The organism is Microbulbifer bruguierae (assembly GCF_029869925.1).
In the GTDB taxonomy this organism is placed as follows: domain Bacteria; phylum Pseudomonadota; class Gammaproteobacteria; order Pseudomonadales; family Cellvibrionaceae; genus Microbulbifer; species Microbulbifer bruguierae.
This window is the reverse complement of the sequence record NZ_CP118605.1, coordinates 1,145,437-1,161,728: the sequence shown is the minus strand read 5'-3', so window position 1 is coordinate 1,161,728 and position 16,292 is coordinate 1,145,437. Positions and strand designations below refer to the sequence as shown.

Sequence of the window (16,292 nt, the reverse complement as noted above, 5' to 3'; positions counted from 1 at the left end):
GATGATTCAGTCACATCTCAGTACAAAACGTACGATTCTCAGCAGTCTGATTTTTACCCTGATCCATATGCCCGCACTGGCGCAAACCACCGCCGAAAGTGACGAACGGGATAATAATGGTCGTGTTCTCGAAAACGTGACGGTAACGGCGCAGAAGCGGGAGCAGTCCCTACAGGATGTGCCACTGTCGGTATCCGCTATGACCGGAGAGTCCATTCAGGAAGCGGGTATTGAGCGTTTCGAGGATTTCTCCGCGTACATTCCCAACATGTCGGTTACCAAGAGTTCCATTTCCGACAAGATCAATATCCGCGGTATGCAGTCCGGTGAACAGGCCGGGTTCGAGCAATCCGTGGGTACCTTCGTCAACGGTATTTACCGTGGCCGAGCGGCGCAGTCGCGCTTCTCGTTTGTAGACGTGGAGCGTGTGGAAGTACTGCGCGGGCCGCAAAGTATTCTGTTCGGGAAAAACACCGTGGCTGGTGCATTGAATATAACCAGTGCGCGCCCTACCGAAGAATTCACCGCAAAACTGAGTGCCGGTTATACCCCGGAGTTCGAACAGACCGAGCTGGAGGGTATGGTGTCTGGCGAACTGGCCGATGGCGTGCGCGGCCGGCTGGTAATACTCTCCCGAGAGATGGACAAGGGCTGGGTACACAACGAGTTTTACGGTACCGACGATCCCCGCAGCGACGAGATGATGGGACGTGCGACACTGGAGTGGGATGTTTCCGATCGCACGGTGATTACCGCGATTGCGGAAAGTGCGGACTTTGACATGGGCGCCTTCCCCCATGCCACGAGAGAGGCTGGTCCGCTGGCGGCGCTGGGCGCAATCGAGGGCACCGACGTCACCAGTATGGGCAACACGAACCCCGTGCTGGACTTCGGCTCCACGCAGCAAATGACCGGTAGTCATAACGAGTTCACTGTCATGAGTGAAACGGAGTTTGAATCCGGAACATTGAATATTGTTGCCGGTCACTCCGCTTACGATTACGAACGCTATCTGGACGCAGACTATTCCCCGCTGGACGGGCTGCGATTTGATGATACCGAAGACTTCTCCCAGAGCAGTCTGGAAGTGCGCTTCAACGCGAGTGTCGGCGATAGCTTTGAATATATGACCGGGCTTTACTGGCAGAAGCAGGACATGACGGTAGATGGCCTGTCGCTGTTCAACATTCCGGTATTGCAGCAGGTACTGTACGGCGGCTGCGCCGCCGGCGTGGGCGCGATGGGTGGCGACCTGGCTTCCATTTATGTTGGTGGTGATGCCGTGGCGACCGGTGTGGGTGTAATTGGTCTCGGCGGTCCAGCGGGGCTGGTGAATGCCTGCGGTACTGCCGCTGCGTTTGATGGTGTTCCCGACGGTGTGGGCCGCTATGCGCGCCTGGACCAGCAGACCGACACGCTGGGCGCCTTCGCTCAGGGTACCTGGAATATTACCGACAGTTTCCGCACCACCCTCGGCCTGCGTTTCACCAGCGAAGAAAAGTCTGCTTCCAAGGCGACCTATGCGGTCGACTTTGCCGAGCGCAATACCACACCTTCCGAGGTGGCCTGGGTAAATGCGGTCGCTACCGGAGTAGGGGAGTTCACCAGCCACACTTTCACACCCGATGACCCGGGTATGACCCGCAAGGAAAACAGCCCCACCTGGTCTGTGAACCTGCAGTATGACCTTAACGACAGTGTCATGACCTACGCTACGGTATCCACTGGCTTCAAAGCCGGCGGTTTCAACTCCTTCTATATGCGCAGCCCGACCCGCGGCAATGGTGCTTTCTCCGAGGACGTGAGTTTTGAAGAGGAAAAAGCCACCTCGTTTGAAATTGGTCTGAAGTCAACTCTGCTGGGTGGCGCAGCAGAATTGAATGTGGCGGCCTTCCAGACCCGCTTCGAAGATTTGCAGGCGGCGATCTTCAGTGGCAATACCACCTTTGAAGTACAGAACGCGGCGGAGGCCACTTCCCAGGGGATCGAAATCGATGGCCGCTGGCTGGTCACTGATAACCTGACCTTGTCCGGCGCGCTTGGCCTGCTGGATTTTGCTTACGACAAGTTCCCCAACCAGGCGTGTACCAGTCCGCAGTTTCTGGGTGAGCGCGAGGCATTGTTCCAGGCGGCGGGTGCGGCTGGGGATATCGCCGGCCAGTTGGGCGCGGCGCTGGGTTACAACAATGCGCTGTGTGCGGCGGCCGGCACCAACGATCTCTCCGGTCGCCCCGCGGCCAATGCCCCGGAAACCACTGCGTCCCTCGCAGCCAGTCATTACCTCGCTCTGGGCGAGTACGAGTTGAAATCCAATCTGGCGGTCAACTACTACAGTGACACCTACCGCTCTGATGATCTGGATCCCATCAGCCTGGAGCAAGGTAAAGCGTTCCTGAATGCGGGCTTGATCTTTATGCCGACGGACGGAAGCTGGCAGCTCGCCCTGACCGGTAAAAACCTGACCGACCGGGATCACTTCAACTATATCAACGACGTGCCGCTGTTTGCCGGTGCTTACAACTATATGCCGCTGGCTGGCCGCTCGTGGACGGTTAAGTTCGCCTACACCCTGGGTAATTAATCACTCCCGCGGTAACGGTGCCTGCCCGCATTGTTGCCGCGGCAAATCGCTTCATCATCAACGATAAAAATAGAGCGAGAACAATCTATGCAAACCATGCAATCGGTAGTGCTACGCAATGGCAGCATCGAACTGGAATCCGTCGCTATCCCGCAGCCGGGACCGGGCCAGGTATTAGTGAAATCCCTCGCCTGCGGTATTTGCGGTTCCGACCTGCATCTCACCCGTCACTCAGGCGAAGTGTTCGGCCTGTATAAAAAAATGGGACTGATGCCGGCGGATCTCGCAGTGGACCCTGACATCATGTTAGGGCACGAGTACAGTGCCGAAGTGGTGGCTTATGGCTCTGACACCAAAGGTGCATTGCCCGTGGGAACCCGGGTGACCAGTGTGCCGATCCTGATGTCCCAGAACGGCGCCGGTATCGGCGTGACCCCGGGTGTCAATGGCGCTTACTCGGAATATTTCCTGCTGGACGAAGCATTGATGCTGCCGCTTCCGGAAGGTGTTTCTCCTCAGGCAGCGGCGATCACGGAACCGCTGGCAGTAGGCCTGCATTCGGTCAATCGCTCAGACATCGGCGAGAACGAGGTGGCACTGGTAGCGGGCTGCGGCCCCATCGGACTGGCGGTGATCGCGGCGCTGCGCCTGCGCGGTGTGCGGAATATCGTCGCCTCCGATCCGCAGCCGTCGAGCCGCGCCATGGCACTGGAATTCGGTGCAACCGAAGCCGTCGATCCAACCCGGGAAGATGAGGTGGCGAAGGCCGCGACACTCGCCGGTGAAAACCGTGTGGTGATTTTTGAATGCGTCGGTATTCACACCCTTTTGACCAGTTTCATCCAGCGCGCACCGGCAAAGGCCCGTCTTGTAGTGACCGGTGTTCACACCACGGAAACCCCGGTGAACTTTGCCTTTGCCCTGGTAAAGGAAATGGATATCCGCTTCACCTACTACTACACCCCGGAAGAATTTGCTGAGTGTCTCGACCGCATCGCCAAAGGACAGGTGAACTGGAAAGCACTGTGGACCGGCACCGTCGGTATCGACGGCGTACCCGCGGCCTTCAAGACCCTGATGCAGCCCAATTCCCATATCAAGGTGATTGTCGAGCCTTGGCGCTTCGGCGAATTGGAACACGCGGAATAACCCGAGGTAATCCGCTATGAAAAATGTTTTTGTTACCGGCGCCGGCGGCTTTATCGGCCGCCATCTGGTCGCCCAATTGCTTGCGCAGGGCTGCAATGTCACCGCGCTGGTGCTGCCCGGTGAGCCTGTTCCGCAAGCATGGGCCGGGCGTGTGCATACTGTCACCGGAGATGTGCGCAAACTGGATGTCGTCAGTGAAGAAATTGGTCAGGTAGATACCATTTTCCATCTGGCGGCGGTGGTGAGTGACTGGGGGTCGCGCCAAGAGCACGTGGATATCACGGTGCATGGTACCGAGCAGGCGATTCTGCTGGCGCTCAAGTGGAACGCCCGATTTGTGGTGACCACCAGTATTGCGGCGTTCGCCAGTGCCATGGGTACCGGCAGATTGAGCGAGTCCACCCCGCGCGGTGCGCCGGCTTCCAGTTATGAATATGCGAAGCAGTTGCAGGAAGACGTGACCCTGCAAGCGGTGCGCGAACAGGGATTGCGCGCGGTGATTATCCGCCCGGCCAATGTGTACGGCGTGGGCAGTGTGTGGGTGAACCGCTTCCGCGAATTTCTCGCCGAGAAAAAGCCGTCCCTGATGGGCAGTGGCGACTGGGATGCAGGACTTGTTCATGTGCACAACCTGATCAATGCCCTGACACTCGCAGGTGCCAATGGGGACATCGAAAGTGGAGAAATTTTTGTGATCTCTGACGGTCACGGGGTGACCTGGAAGCAGTACCTCAATGCGCTGTCGCAGACGCTTGCCCTGCCGGCGCCAAAAAGTATTCCCAATGTTGTGGCGTGCGCGCTAGCGCCGGTACTGGAGTTTTTCGGTAATCTGTTGCGCCTCAAAAAGGCGCCACCGGTAACCCGTCTCGCGTATCGGCTCACGGGCGTCGAGAGTATTTTCGATGCATCCAAGGCACAGCAGATTCTCGGTTACCAACCCACCGTAACCCTTGATGAAGCCATGCAGGAAATTCGTCAGGCTTACACACAATCTTGATAACAATTACGCAGAAAGACAGTGAGAGGAAAATAACATGGTACTTCCAATGCCGATTCACCCGCAGGATTCCCTGCTGACCCTGGACACCAGCAAGTTGCCCCTGATCAAGAATGTATTGCCGGGTGTGCACGTCTATCCCTGCTTTCTGGATCCCGAAAATGGTGTGTGGGTTTTACGTGTGCTGTTTGAACCGGGCGTGACCCTGCCCAAACATTTTCATACCGGTGCCGTGCACCTGTACACCATGACCGGCAGCTGGCACTACATTGAGTATCCGGACCAGCCGCAGACCGCTGGTAGCTACCTGTACGAACCGGGTGGTTCCATCCATCAGCTGCACGTGCCGGAGAGTAATACAGAAGTAACCGACACCTTCATGATGGTGACCGGGGCGAACATCAACTTTCATGAAAACGACGAGTTCATGAATGTGATGGATGCGGGCTGGATTGAAATGATGATCCGCGAAGCCGCCAAGACCCAGGGCATCATCCCGCGCTATATAAAGCCGGCTTCCGGTGCAGGTTACTCGGACGAGTGATGCGCTAGTCGCAAGAGTTATTTTCGCGTCGTCAATATTTGCGACCGGTTTCTGCCAAGAAGCGGTCGCATTTTTCTATCCGCGGCGACTCGCATAATAAATTTATCCAGTAATAACTACTAACTAACGAGAGAATACGGATGCGACATATTTCTGGAGCCTGCCTATTGGCCCTCGGCCTTGTAGGTTGTGGTGAGCAGGTGGCGAACGATAAGCAGCAATCAACAGCAGCAGAGGTTGTCGAGCAAACAGCGTCAATCGAGAGCAGTGAAATTTCGCCCGGCTCCAGCGAGGCCGCGGGCGATGCGCGCTTCGCAGAAAATGTCTACTTCGGGAATTTTCACGTTCACACCAGCTATTCTTTTGACGCCCTGACCAACGGTGCCAATACCACACCGGCCGATGCCTATCGCTGGGCGAAAGGCGAGGCGATTCCCGCCGCGGCGGCTGCAGGCGCAATGCAGATCAAGCGCCCACTGGATTTTTACGCGGTTTCAGACCACTCGGAATACCTCGGTGTTTTCAAAAAAATGCAGGACCCGGAAAACCCGGCCAGCAAATTACCCATCGCCAAAGAAATTCTCTCCAAGGACAAAAAAGTTGCGTTCGATGCTTACGCGCGTGTTCTGGATACCATGACTCCGGGCATGGAGGACCCAGCGCTGGCGGACCCGGCAATCATGAAGCCGATCTGGCAGGAAGTGATACGCACCGCTGACGAATATTATGAACCGGGAAAGTTCACTACCTTCCCCGCGTTCGAATGGACTTCCACTCCGGCGATGCGCAATTTGCACCGAGTGGTAGTATTCGAGACCTCAGTTGGCGTACCCGAGTTGCCCTTCAGCACCAATGAATCGGAAGATCCACAGGATCTGTGGAAATACATGGACCGCGCCCGCGCCAATGGTGCAACAGTGCTGGCGATTTCCCACAATGGTAACGCCAGTGATGGATTGATGTTCCCGACCGCCACCGCTGACGGCGAACCGCTGTCGGCAGAGTATATCGAGGCGCGCATTGCTAACGAACCGCTATACGAGGTGAGCCAGATCAAGGGATCCTCTGAAACCCATCCGTCGCTGTCGCCGAATGACGAATTCGCCGATTTCGAATTGTGGGATTACCTCTTGGCTGCGAGCGTTGCGGCGGTGCCGGAAAACAAGAAGGGCGGCTATGCCCGTCAGGCGTATCTCGACGGTTTGTCGATGGCGGATGCTGGTCGTTCCAATCCGTATAAATTCGGTCTGATTGGCGATTCGGATACCCACAACGCAGCTGCCTCGGTGGAGGAAGATAATCACACCGGCAAGTTCGGCTTCGAAGCCACTGCGCAGAAACGCCTCGACGGCCCGCTGCCTGGAGACGAAGTCAACAACCGCCGCGTGCGCGAATTCAGCTCCGGAGGCCTCGCTGCGGTGTGGGCGCCGGAAAATACCCGCGAAGCCATTTACGCGGCGCTGATGCGCAAGGAAACCTACGCAACCTCCGGCACCCGTATGAAACTGCGCTTCTTTGGCGGCTGGAATTTCAACGAAAACAGCCCCGGGAACAGCGACTGGGTCGCACAGGCCTACCGTGACGGGGTGCCCATGGGCGGCGACCTGCCGGCGTCTGAAGGAGGCAAGGTACCGGTATTCCTGATCAGCGCGATGAAAGACAGTGCTGGCGCCAACCTGGATCGGATCCAGGTAGTGAAGGGTTGGGTGGCGAACGGCGAACAGCATGAAGAGATCTTCGATGTCGCCCTGTCGGACGGCCGCACCTTGGGTGACGATGGCAAGGTGCCGCCGGTAGGCAATACCGTCGATCCGGAAACCGCCACCTACACCAACGATATCGGTGACAGCCAGCTAACGGCGGTATGGCGGGACGACAGCTTCAAACCGGATCAATACGCCTTCTACTACGTGCGCGTGCTGGAAATTCCGACCCCGCGCTGGTCTACCTACGACGCCAAGGTCCTGGGGCGCAAACCCCGCGAGGACCTGCCCGTATCGATCCAGGAGCGTGCCTGGAGTTCACCCATCTGGTACACGCCAGAGTCCAGGTATTTCACTGACGCATCGGTTGGTGGCGAATAAGTGGCAATTAAGAGTTTGAAAAAAGTCCCGCTGCTGCGGGATCCCCTGCTGCACTTTGCGCTGATTGGCGGCCTGCTGTTTGCGATCGACAGTTTGTTCAATACAGAAGGCGGCAGTGCAGAAGACATCGTGATTACCCCCAGTGGTGTCGAACACCTGGCCTCGGTGTTCGAGCGTAACTGGCAGCGCCCGCCGAATCGCGAGGAAATGCAGAAGCTGGTGGACAATTATGTGCGCGAAGAAGTGCTCTACCGCGAAGCATTGAAGCTGGGGCTGGAAGCGGACGATACGGTAATCCGCCGGCGTCTGCGGCTGAAAATGGAATTCTTCGCGCGGGATCTGGTGGATGGAGTAGAACCGGCGCCAGAGGTACTGGTCCAGTTTTTTCATGACAACCACGCACGCTACCGGGTTCCGGCACGTGTCAGTTTCCGTCAGATCCTGTTCGGCAGTGATCACCGTGCAGCGCCGGCAGAGGATGCTCGTAAATTACTTGCGACATTGTCGTCGGGTGCCGTTACTGACGGAGAGGGTGACAGCCACCTTCTGCCACGACAATTTGCCCAAGCGTCCGCGGAGGAGGTGGATAAACAGTTGGGGGAAGGGTTTGCGGAACAACTAGAGCCGCAGCCTCAAGGGAAGTGGGTTGGTCCCATCCGCTCGGAATACGGCGAGCATCTGGTGTTTATCGATGCCTACCAGCGGGCAGCGAATGCGGCCTTTGCCAGCGTCAGGTCGCAGGTACTCCGCGACTGGCAGGCGGAACGGCACAGCGACATGCTCGAACGCCAGTATCAACTTCTGCGTGAACATTATCGGGTGCGTATGGAGGGGAGCGTCGGCGATCCGCGCGATGATTCCGCGTCGGCGCGAGAGGTTGTCGGGCGATGACGGCGAAGATGATCCGTGCTTTTTCCTTGCTCATTCTTTTCACCGGGAGTTTTTGGGGCAGTCATGCCTTCGCCCACGAATTGCGCCCCGCCTATCTGCAAATCACCGAGGACCGCGCGGGGGAGTTCAACGTGGTGTGGCGGGTGCCGGCCCGCGGCCAGATGAAACTGTCGCTGGATGTCGGTTTTGAGGGCCCGGTGTCTGAGCTCGACAGTGCCGTGGGCCGGCTGGCCAATGGTATGTACACCGAGAGCTGGCGCATCCGCAGCCCGACCGGATTGTCCGGTACCACCGTGGTGGTCAAGGGGCTGGAACAGACCATGACCGATGCGCTGATGCGTGTTGAGTGGCTGGATGGCACCGAGCTGGTGGGGCGCCTGGTGGCGGAAAACCCGCGCTATACCTTTACTGCCGAACCCAGTGCCGACGGCTGGCTGAAGACCTACTTTGTTCTCGGAGTTGAGCATATTCTCCTCGGCATCGATCACCTGCTGTTTGTGCTGGTACTGCTGTTGCTGGTGAGTGGCTGGCGTTCGCTGGCGGTTACTATCTCCGCGTTTACCCTGGCACACAGCGTTACTCTGGCGCTCTCGGTGCTCGGCCTGATCTCCGTGCCCCAGGCACCGGTAGAAGCGGTAATTGCACTAAGCATCGTGTTTGTGGCGAGTGAAATCCTAATGATACGGCGCGGGAATTTGACCTTGGCGATCCGGCGGCCGTGGCTGGTGGCGTTGGGATTTGGTCTGTTGCACGGCCTCGGGTTTGCCGGTGCGCTGGCGGATATCGGTGTGTCACAGTCGGCCATTGCGGGTTCGCTACTGGCATTTAATCTGGGGGTGGAAGCCGGGCAGTTGCTGTTTATCGCCGCGGTGGCGTCACTGGTGGTGCTGGTGCGCAAGGTTCTGGAAAGCAGCAACCTGGCAGAAGCCCGCGTGGGGGGCATCGGCGCGACAGCGACCATGTTGGTGGTTTACGCGATCGGCGGAACCGCGAGTTGGTGGCTGATCGATCGCACCGTCGTGCTGGTTTCATGAGGTTTTGCCGATTTTTCTCCACTCACTCGGGGACATGCCCGTCCAGCGTTTGAAATTGCGGCTGAAAATGGCCACATCGGCGTAGCCGAGGTTGAGCGCCAAGTCGGTCACGCTGAGCTGGCCGTGTTGCAGGTTGCGTTTGGCAACTTCCGTGCGGGTCTGCTGCAGCAGTTCGCGAAAACTGAGATCGTCCTGCTGCAGTTTTTTCTGTAATACCCGCGGGTGCAAATTCAGCGCCGCAGCCACGCGCTCGATATTGCACTCCCCGCTCGGCAGCAGGTTGCCGATGATATGGCAGACCTGGGCCTGCAGATTGCCCGGGTAGATGGACTGCAGCAGCCGGATACGCTGCTGGAAATGCTCCCGCAGTAGCTGCTCGTCGTATTGCGGCTTTCGCGGCAGCCAACTGAGCGGAAAACTGATACCGGCAAAGTTACTGCTGTAGAGAACGTTGTCTCTGTAGGACGTGGGGGTGTCGGCACCCGTCGCTGGAGCTGATTGTGGCAGGTGCAGTTTCAGGGCGCTGCCGGTGTTGAGCACCATCTGCGATACCAGATTGAACGCCTGTCCGGCGCTCAGTTGCATCAATTGGGTGAGCCCGCTGGGATTCGAGAAATCGAAGGTCAGTTGCAATTCGAGTGTATCCCCGCGGGGATTCTGTTGAACATGCACACCGTAAGCGTGGAGGCTGATGTGCTGGTTGGAGTAAGTGAGGGCGTCGGCCAGGGTCTGCTGCTGACGAATGGAGAGTGCGATTTCTCCCAGCGCCAGTACGCTCTGGTCCGCGGCCAGATTCAGGCAGAATAGTGGGTCACCGCAGGCCAGGGCGGTGGCATCCAGCAGGTCGGCTAGACGCGAGTAGGAGACATAGGTATTGGGGTCCCGCAGTTGAGCACTGCTAAAGCCAAATTTTTGCAACAGCACGGCGGGATTCTGGCCATACTGGGTGACCAGGAGTTCATAGCCTTCGATGGCACCACTGCGGATCAGAAACATGGCAAGTTCGACTATTGTCTAAATTGAAGATTCGTAAATAGTCAAATTTGGTTCGTAAAAAGTCAAGTTGGGTCTGCGTCATCTTCCCTAGACTGGGCAGATTCCTTCGCGCCTGCGAACAGGTTACGAGGGCAGGGGGAAGCACAATAAAAAATACCAACTCAACTACTGCTCAATGACTGGAGAATGGCGATGAGTGAAACAAAGACCCCGATTCTGGAAATGCTGGCCGCGATGCAAACCGGCGGCGTTGTATCCCGCGATCACGCCCGTGAGGCGATTCTGATTCAGGAAGAGGACCTGCCGTGGGTTCCGCTTCCCGATGGTTCCCTGCTTCAGGTACTGCACGTAGATCTGAACCAGAACCTTTGGGTGATCAAAAACAAATTCAAACCCGGCTTCTGTGTTGATACCCACTACCACACCGGCCCAGTATTCGCCGTGACCACTGCGGGCGAATGGTTCTACAAAGAGTACCCGGACAAGGTCAACAAGGCCGGCTCCTACCTGTTCGAGCCTGCCCATTCAGTACACACGCTAACCGTTTCCGACGACGCCACAGAAGATGCGGAAGTCTGGTTTGCGGTGTTCGGCAGCAACGTCAACATCGACGATGACGGCAACGTTACCAGTGTGCTGGACGCAAAAATGGTGATGACCGTGTACCGCGCTCTGTGCGAAGCGGAAGGCAAGACTTGCGAACACATGATTGTTGTTGGCGAATAAGCCGCATATATCAGACGAGGTCGCAATGAGCACTTTGAACACGGCGTTTGTTACCGGCGCTGGCGGCTTTATCGGTCGCCATCTGGTACATCAGCTGCTGACGGAAAACGTACGGGTCGTTGCCCTGATGATGCCCGGCGAGCGGGTGCCAGAAGAGTGGGCGGCTTGGGGTGATCAACTGCGCAGCGTCATCGGTGACGTGCGTACCCTTACAGGTCTTGCGGACGAAATCGGTCCGGTGGATGCGATCTTCCATCTGGCCGCGGTGGTCGGCGACTGGGGTGCACTTCAGTCCCACGTGGATATCACCGTACACGGTACCGAGCAGGCCATTGAACTTGCCCAGCGCTGGGGATCCCATTTTATTGTTACCACCAGTGTCTGCGCCTATGCCAGCGCGTTGGCGAAAGGCAAGCTGAACGAAGAAAGCCCGGTTGGGAAACCTTGCTCCCCGTATGAATTCTGCAAGCAGGAGCAGGAGCGGGTCACTCTGGAAGCGGTTAAACACGGCGGCCTCAAAGCGACCATTGTGCGCCCGGGTAACGTGTTTGGTGTAGGCAGTGGCCCTTGGGTAAACACCATGCTGGAGCTGTTGCGTAGCGGTCAGCCCTGCCTATTGGGTAAGGGCGACTGGGATGCCGGTCTGGTCCACGTGAAAAATCTGGTGGCCATGCTGATCGCGGCTGCGCGCTCCGACGCTGACGGTGAGATTTTTGTCGCTTCCGATGGCTACGGGGTTACCTGGCAGCAATACCTGCAGCGTCTGGCAAGCCTTGCCGGCACCCCGGCACCGAAATCTGTTCCCAACTTCCTCGCCCGAGGTCTGGCCCCGGTGCTGGAATTTATCGGCCACCTGCTGCGGCAGGAACAGCGACCGATGATTACCCGGCAGTCCTTCCGCCTGATGGGCGGTCCCAATGAATTTTCAAATGAAAAAGCCCGTCGCCTGCTGGGGTACGAGCCAGTAGTCACTTTCGACCAGGCTATGAACGAGCTGCAATCACATTTTCAGTCGTCCGCCACCGCAGCGGCGACCGCATAAACAGAGTGTTAGAGAAGCTATGAGCAATTGGAAACACGGTGCACCCAAGGTGGCGTTCGTATCTGGTGGTGGCAGTGGTATCGGTCTGAACCTGACCCGCGCACTGCTGGCTGATGGCGCTTCCGTGGCGATTTTTGACCTGAGAGTCGAAGATGCGCTGCTGCATGAGCTGCGTGGGTTATGCAAAGGCGACGCGCGAGTCGAGCGCTACCTGGTGGACATTACCGATCACAAGGCCGTTGAGCAGGCTATGGACGAAGCCGCCTCGACCCTGGGGGCACCGGAGTTCGCGATCAACTGTGCGGGTATCCTGCGCACGGCGGTATTTACCGAAATGCCGTACGAGATGTTTGACCAGAGCCTGCGTGTCAACCTGTATGGAAGTCGCAACTTTGCTGCGGGTGTGCTGAAACACATGCGCAGCGGCGGCCACCTGGCCCTGATCGCTTCACTGGCAGGTATGTGCGGCAGTTACACACACGGTGCTTACGCCACGTCGAAATTTGGCGTGGTTGGCCTGGCGGAAGTGCTGCGCACCGAACTGAAACCGAAAGGTATTGACGTATCCGTGGTGTGCCCGGGCGAAATCCAGACGCCGATGCTGGAAGAAGAGCGTCGTGTAGGCAGCAAGGTCACCGAGTTCTTGAACGAATTTGCTGGGGTGTTGCCGGTTGACGTCGCTGTACAGGGAATTCTGGATGGACTGCGCAAGCGCACCTTTATGATCACCCCGGGGTTCAAGGCAAAACTGACTCGCTATCTTGTCCGCAGTCACACCGGGTTGTTCCGTTGGATTGTGGACACAAAAGTGGCCAAGGCACTGAAGATATTTGGTGACCGGGCTCAAGCCTAACGTTTTGTTGTCACAAATGGACTTGATGACAGGCTTGTCAGAGTAATAGGATGGGCCCCGCTGCGCTTCTTGGCGCAGGTTTTAACTAAATAGTAAAAACAATAATCGCCTGAGTGCTGATGGAGAGCTGAGAATGAATGTATGCGAGTTGAGCCAGGGTTCCGCTAACCTTGCTGAGTATATCGGCGGCTGCCTGGATAAGTTTCATGATAAGCCCGCTTATCACTGCCTGGGGCAGACGCTGACGTTTGGCGACATTGAAGAGAAATCCCGTCATCTCGCCCAGTGGCTTCAGCACGAATGTGGTCTCGAGGCCGGTGACCGCATCGCCATCCAGCTGCCTAACATCACTCAGTTCCCGATTGCCGCCTATGCTGCGCTCCGCGCCGGACTGGTGGTGGTCAATACCAACCCGCTGTATACACCGCGGGAAATGCAGCACCAGTTTTCCGACTCCGGCGCCAAGGCGCTGGTAATTCTCGCGGACTTCCTGGGCAAATTTGAAGAGATCAAAGAGTCCACCGAGATCGAACACGTCCTGGTGACCGGTCCTGCGGATCTGCTGGGCAAGGCGGTAACGGCCCCTGAGGGTTACCATAGCTTCATGTCTGCGATTGAGCGCGGCGCGGCCTGTGGCGAACTGCGGGCAAATACGGCGGTTCGTGAAGATATCGCGGTGCTGCAATACACCGGTGGTACCACAGGGGTAGCCAAGGGTGCCTGCCTGAGTCACGCCAATCTGCTGGCCAATTCGGATCAGATGCTGGAGCGCATTACCCAGCGCGGCAATGAGGGCGAAGAAATCTTTGTGTGCCCGCTGCCGCTCTACCACATCTACGCATTTACCGTGAACATGCTTGCCCTGTTTGGTCTGGGCAGCATGAATATCCTGATTCCGAATCCGCGGGATATCGACGGCTTCGTGAAAACCGTGTCTCCGTTCAAATTCACCGGCCTGGCCGGAATCAATACCCTGTTTGTGGGTCTGTGCCGACACCCGGAATTCCAGAAACTGGATTTCAGCGGGCTGAAAATGACGTTCTCTGGTGGTACCGCGCTGACCACCAGTGCGGCAGAACTCTGGCACAAGGTGACCGGTTGTCCTGTAACCGAGGGTTTTGGCCTGTCGGAAACCTCGCCGGTGATCTGCCTGAACGAGTTCGGCAAACAAGAAATCGGCACTGTGGGTACGGTATTGAAAGACACCGAGGTTCAGGTCTGGGATGCGGATGGAAATGCGCTGCCGCAAGGGGAAAGCGGTGAGCTGGTTGTTCGCGGCCCGCAGGTGATGCTGGGCTACTGGAACCGCCCCGAAGAGACGGACAAAGTGCTGCAAAAGGGCTTTTTCCGCACCGGTGATGTGGGCCTGATTCAGGACAATGGCAATATCCGTATCGTTGACCGCCTGAAAGATATGATCATCGTATCCGGCTTCAATGTGTACCCGAATGAAGTAGAAGATGTGCTGTGCCGTCACCCTCGGGTGGTTGAAGCCGCTGTGATTGGTGTGCCCAGTGAGCAGACTGGTGAAGCCGTCCGCGCGCACCTGGTGGTGGATGGTGATGTGGAAGAGGCCGAGCTTATCGACTACTGTCGTTCCCAGCTGACCGCGTACAAGGTACCCAAGCAAATTGTTATTCAAAAAGAATTGCCCAAGTCCACCGTGGGTAAAATCCTGCGCAGGGAGCTCAGGGTTGAAAGCGCCTGATTTCGCTTGTTGAGTCGATAAAAAACGCAGCCCAGTGCTGCGTTTTTTATTGGCGATCTACTAGTCTCTTAGTCATCCTCCTGAATTCGATTGACGCCGGATTATCCGGCAAGCCGCCGGTGGTGTCGGATCACCCTGGCGCGCTCGGGGAATAGTGATGGCCGCTGCTCAAGAATCATCAGAACAATCTCGAAAGCAATCTGTCAGTCTTCCTCCCGCCACGGATTCACCCTTGGCGATGGAGGTTCAAAAGGCATTAGCTCAGCATCGGCCGGAGGCTTCCGGGTTTTACCTCCTACAGGATGGCCTCTCCGCCTTTGCTGCGCGGGCGGCGCTGATCGAGGCGGCCAGCGTTTCCCTCGATCTGCAGTACTACATCTTCGAGGATGACACCGTCGGGCGCATACTGCTGAGTCTGCTACTCAACGCGGCCGATCGCGGCGTGCGTATTCGCCTGCTGGTGGACGATCTCGGTACCCGGGTAGTCAACCCGGTGGTCCTCACCCTCGACGAGCACCCATTGATTGATATTCGGGTATTCAATCCGGTGCTCGGGAGATCCGGTATCCGGCGTACCCTGGAGCAGGCGCTCAACTTTGGTCGTATCAACCACCGCATGCACAACAAGCTGTTCGTGACGGACGGCCTGTTGCTGATTACTGGTGGGCGTAATATTGCCGACGGCTATTTCTCGCGCGCGGATGTGGAATTTCTCGATGTGGATGTGATGGCACTGGGCCAGGTATTACCGCAAGCGGCACAGATCTTTGATGATTACTGGAATAACCCGGTGTCGGTGCCGGTTACCGAGTTATCTCTGGAGAGTGCGGATGATCGAAATCTGGATGAACTGCGCGGCGAAATAAAGCGCTTTCTTGAGCAGGAGGCAAAGACAGAATTTACCGAAGCGCTGCGGGAATCCAGGCTGGCGGGAGAAATCATTGCCGGTGCCATTCCGTTCCAATGGGGGTGGGGTACTCTGTTTGCTGATCCCCCGGAAAAAGCGCTGCACAGGGAGCGTATTCCTGTCGAGGCATTTCCCGGATACAAGCTGGAAAAAATCATCCGCAACAGTCGCGCAAATCTGCGCATCAGTGCTGCGTATTTTATCCCGGGCAAGGTGGGAACCAAGCTGTTCAGCAATCTGCAGGGTGCTGGGGTGAATGTGGATATTCTCACCAATTCCCTCTCCAGCAATGATGTCGCCATTGTGCACGGTGCCTACGCACGCTATCGCAAACAATTGTTGAAGCTGGGGGTGGATATCTGGGAGCTGCGCAAGGCACCCGGTGAGAAAAGGCACAAACATTGGTTTCAGGGAAAATCCAGCGCGACACTGCACGCAAAGACTTTTGTGATAGACGATGGCCTCGGTTTCGTGGGTTCCATTAATCTCGACAGCCGCTCGATACTGCAAAACACCGAGATTGGCCTGTTGATGGAAAGTGAAGCTATTAATCGAGAGCTTAGTGCGCTGTTCGACGACTGGGTTGCGGGGGATTCCGCCTGGTACCTGTCATTGACGGAGCACGGACAAATTCGCTGGCGTGCGCGGGACGATGAGGGGAGGGTGCTGCTCGAAACCCGGGATCCGGAAACGACGATCTGGCAGCGCTGGCTGTGCTGGCTGTTGTCGTGGCTACCGGTGGAATCCCAGATCTGAATTTCCTGCGGGGTGCTTTTGCGA

The 16,292-nt window shown here is 57.2% G+C and carries 13 protein-coding genes; 12 read left to right on the top strand and 1 reads right to left on the bottom strand.

Annotation, left to right across the window (positions count from 1 at the left end):
- Position 1 precedes the first annotated feature (1 nt).
- From PVT68_RS04950 to PVT68_RS04920, 7 genes are all read left to right on the top strand, one after another.
- Positions 2-2,581, top strand: a complete 2,580-nt coding sequence (locus PVT68_RS04950) for a TonB-dependent receptor (RefSeq protein ID WP_280321544.1) — start codon at positions 2-4, stop codon at positions 2,579-2,581.
- 87 nt (positions 2,582-2,668) lie between these two features.
- Entirely contained in the window at positions 2,669-3,730 is a 1,062-nt protein-coding gene (locus PVT68_RS04945; RefSeq protein WP_280321543.1) for a zinc-binding dehydrogenase, read from the top strand.
- 16 nt (positions 3,731-3,746) lie between these two features.
- The gene (locus PVT68_RS04940) at positions 3,747-4,727 is read left to right on the top strand and encodes an NAD-dependent epimerase/dehydratase family protein (protein WP_280321542.1); all 981 of its coding nucleotides are present in this window, start codon (positions 3,747-3,749) and stop codon (positions 4,725-4,727) included.
- Positions 4,728-4,764: 37 nt separating this feature from the next.
- A complete protein-coding gene (locus PVT68_RS04935) occupies positions 4,765-5,271 on the top strand; it encodes a 2,4'-dihydroxyacetophenone dioxygenase family protein (RefSeq protein ID WP_280321541.1) in 507 nt (168 codons plus the stop codon).
- Between the two features lie 140 nt (positions 5,272-5,411).
- Positions 5,412-7,355, top strand: coding sequence for a DUF3604 domain-containing protein (locus tag PVT68_RS04930; RefSeq protein ID WP_280321540.1), 1,944 nt, complete (start codon positions 5,412-5,414; stop codon positions 7,353-7,355).
- Positions 7,356-8,246: a peptidylprolyl isomerase gene (locus PVT68_RS04925; RefSeq protein WP_280321539.1), complete on the top strand. Its 891-nt coding sequence runs from the start codon at positions 7,356-7,358 to the stop codon at positions 8,244-8,246.
- Complete coding sequence (locus tag PVT68_RS04920) at positions 8,243-9,280, top strand: HupE/UreJ family protein (RefSeq protein ID WP_280321538.1); 1,038 nt, start codon at positions 8,243-8,245, stop codon at positions 9,278-9,280. Before PVT68_RS04925 ends, PVT68_RS04920 begins: the two co-directional genes overlap by 4 nt.
- On the opposite strand, the gene PVT68_RS04915 is transcribed toward PVT68_RS04920, so the two are convergent.
- On the bottom strand, positions 9,275-10,276 hold the full coding sequence (locus PVT68_RS04915; RefSeq protein ID WP_280321537.1) for a helix-turn-helix transcriptional regulator: 1,002 nt from the start codon (positions 10,274-10,276) through the stop codon (positions 9,275-9,277). The two genes, PVT68_RS04920 and PVT68_RS04915, sit on opposite strands and share 6 nt — an antisense overlap.
- A 192-nt stretch (positions 10,277-10,468) precedes the next feature.
- Between PVT68_RS04915 and PVT68_RS04910 the strand changes: the two genes are divergently transcribed.
- The 5 genes from PVT68_RS04910 (at position 10,469) to PVT68_RS04890 (ending at position 16,268) form a co-directional block, all read left to right on the top strand.
- Positions 10,469-11,002 carry a 2,4'-dihydroxyacetophenone dioxygenase family protein gene (locus tag PVT68_RS04910; RefSeq protein ID WP_280321535.1) on the top strand — a complete coding sequence of 178 codons (534 nt, stop codon included), beginning with the start codon at positions 10,469-10,471 and terminating at the stop codon, positions 11,000-11,002.
- A gap of 25 nt (positions 11,003-11,027) precedes the next feature.
- Positions 11,028-12,044 (top strand): NAD-dependent epimerase/dehydratase family protein, encoded by a 1,017-nt coding sequence (locus PVT68_RS04905; protein ID WP_280321533.1) that lies wholly within the window; start codon positions 11,028-11,030, stop codon positions 12,042-12,044.
- Positions 12,045-12,063: 19 nt separating this feature from the next.
- Positions 12,064-12,897 (top strand): SDR family NAD(P)-dependent oxidoreductase, encoded by an 834-nt coding sequence (locus PVT68_RS04900; RefSeq protein WP_280321531.1) that lies wholly within the window; start codon positions 12,064-12,066, stop codon positions 12,895-12,897.
- 133 nt (positions 12,898-13,030) lie between these two features.
- Positions 13,031-14,605 (top strand): AMP-binding protein, encoded by a 1,575-nt coding sequence (locus PVT68_RS04895; RefSeq protein WP_280321529.1) that lies wholly within the window; start codon positions 13,031-13,033, stop codon positions 14,603-14,605.
- A gap of 238 nt (positions 14,606-14,843) precedes the next feature.
- Positions 14,844-16,268 (top strand): phospholipase D family protein, encoded by a 1,425-nt coding sequence (locus PVT68_RS04890; protein ID WP_280322469.1) that lies wholly within the window; start codon positions 14,844-14,846, stop codon positions 16,266-16,268.
- The last annotated feature ends 24 nt before the right edge of the window (positions 16,269-16,292 follow it).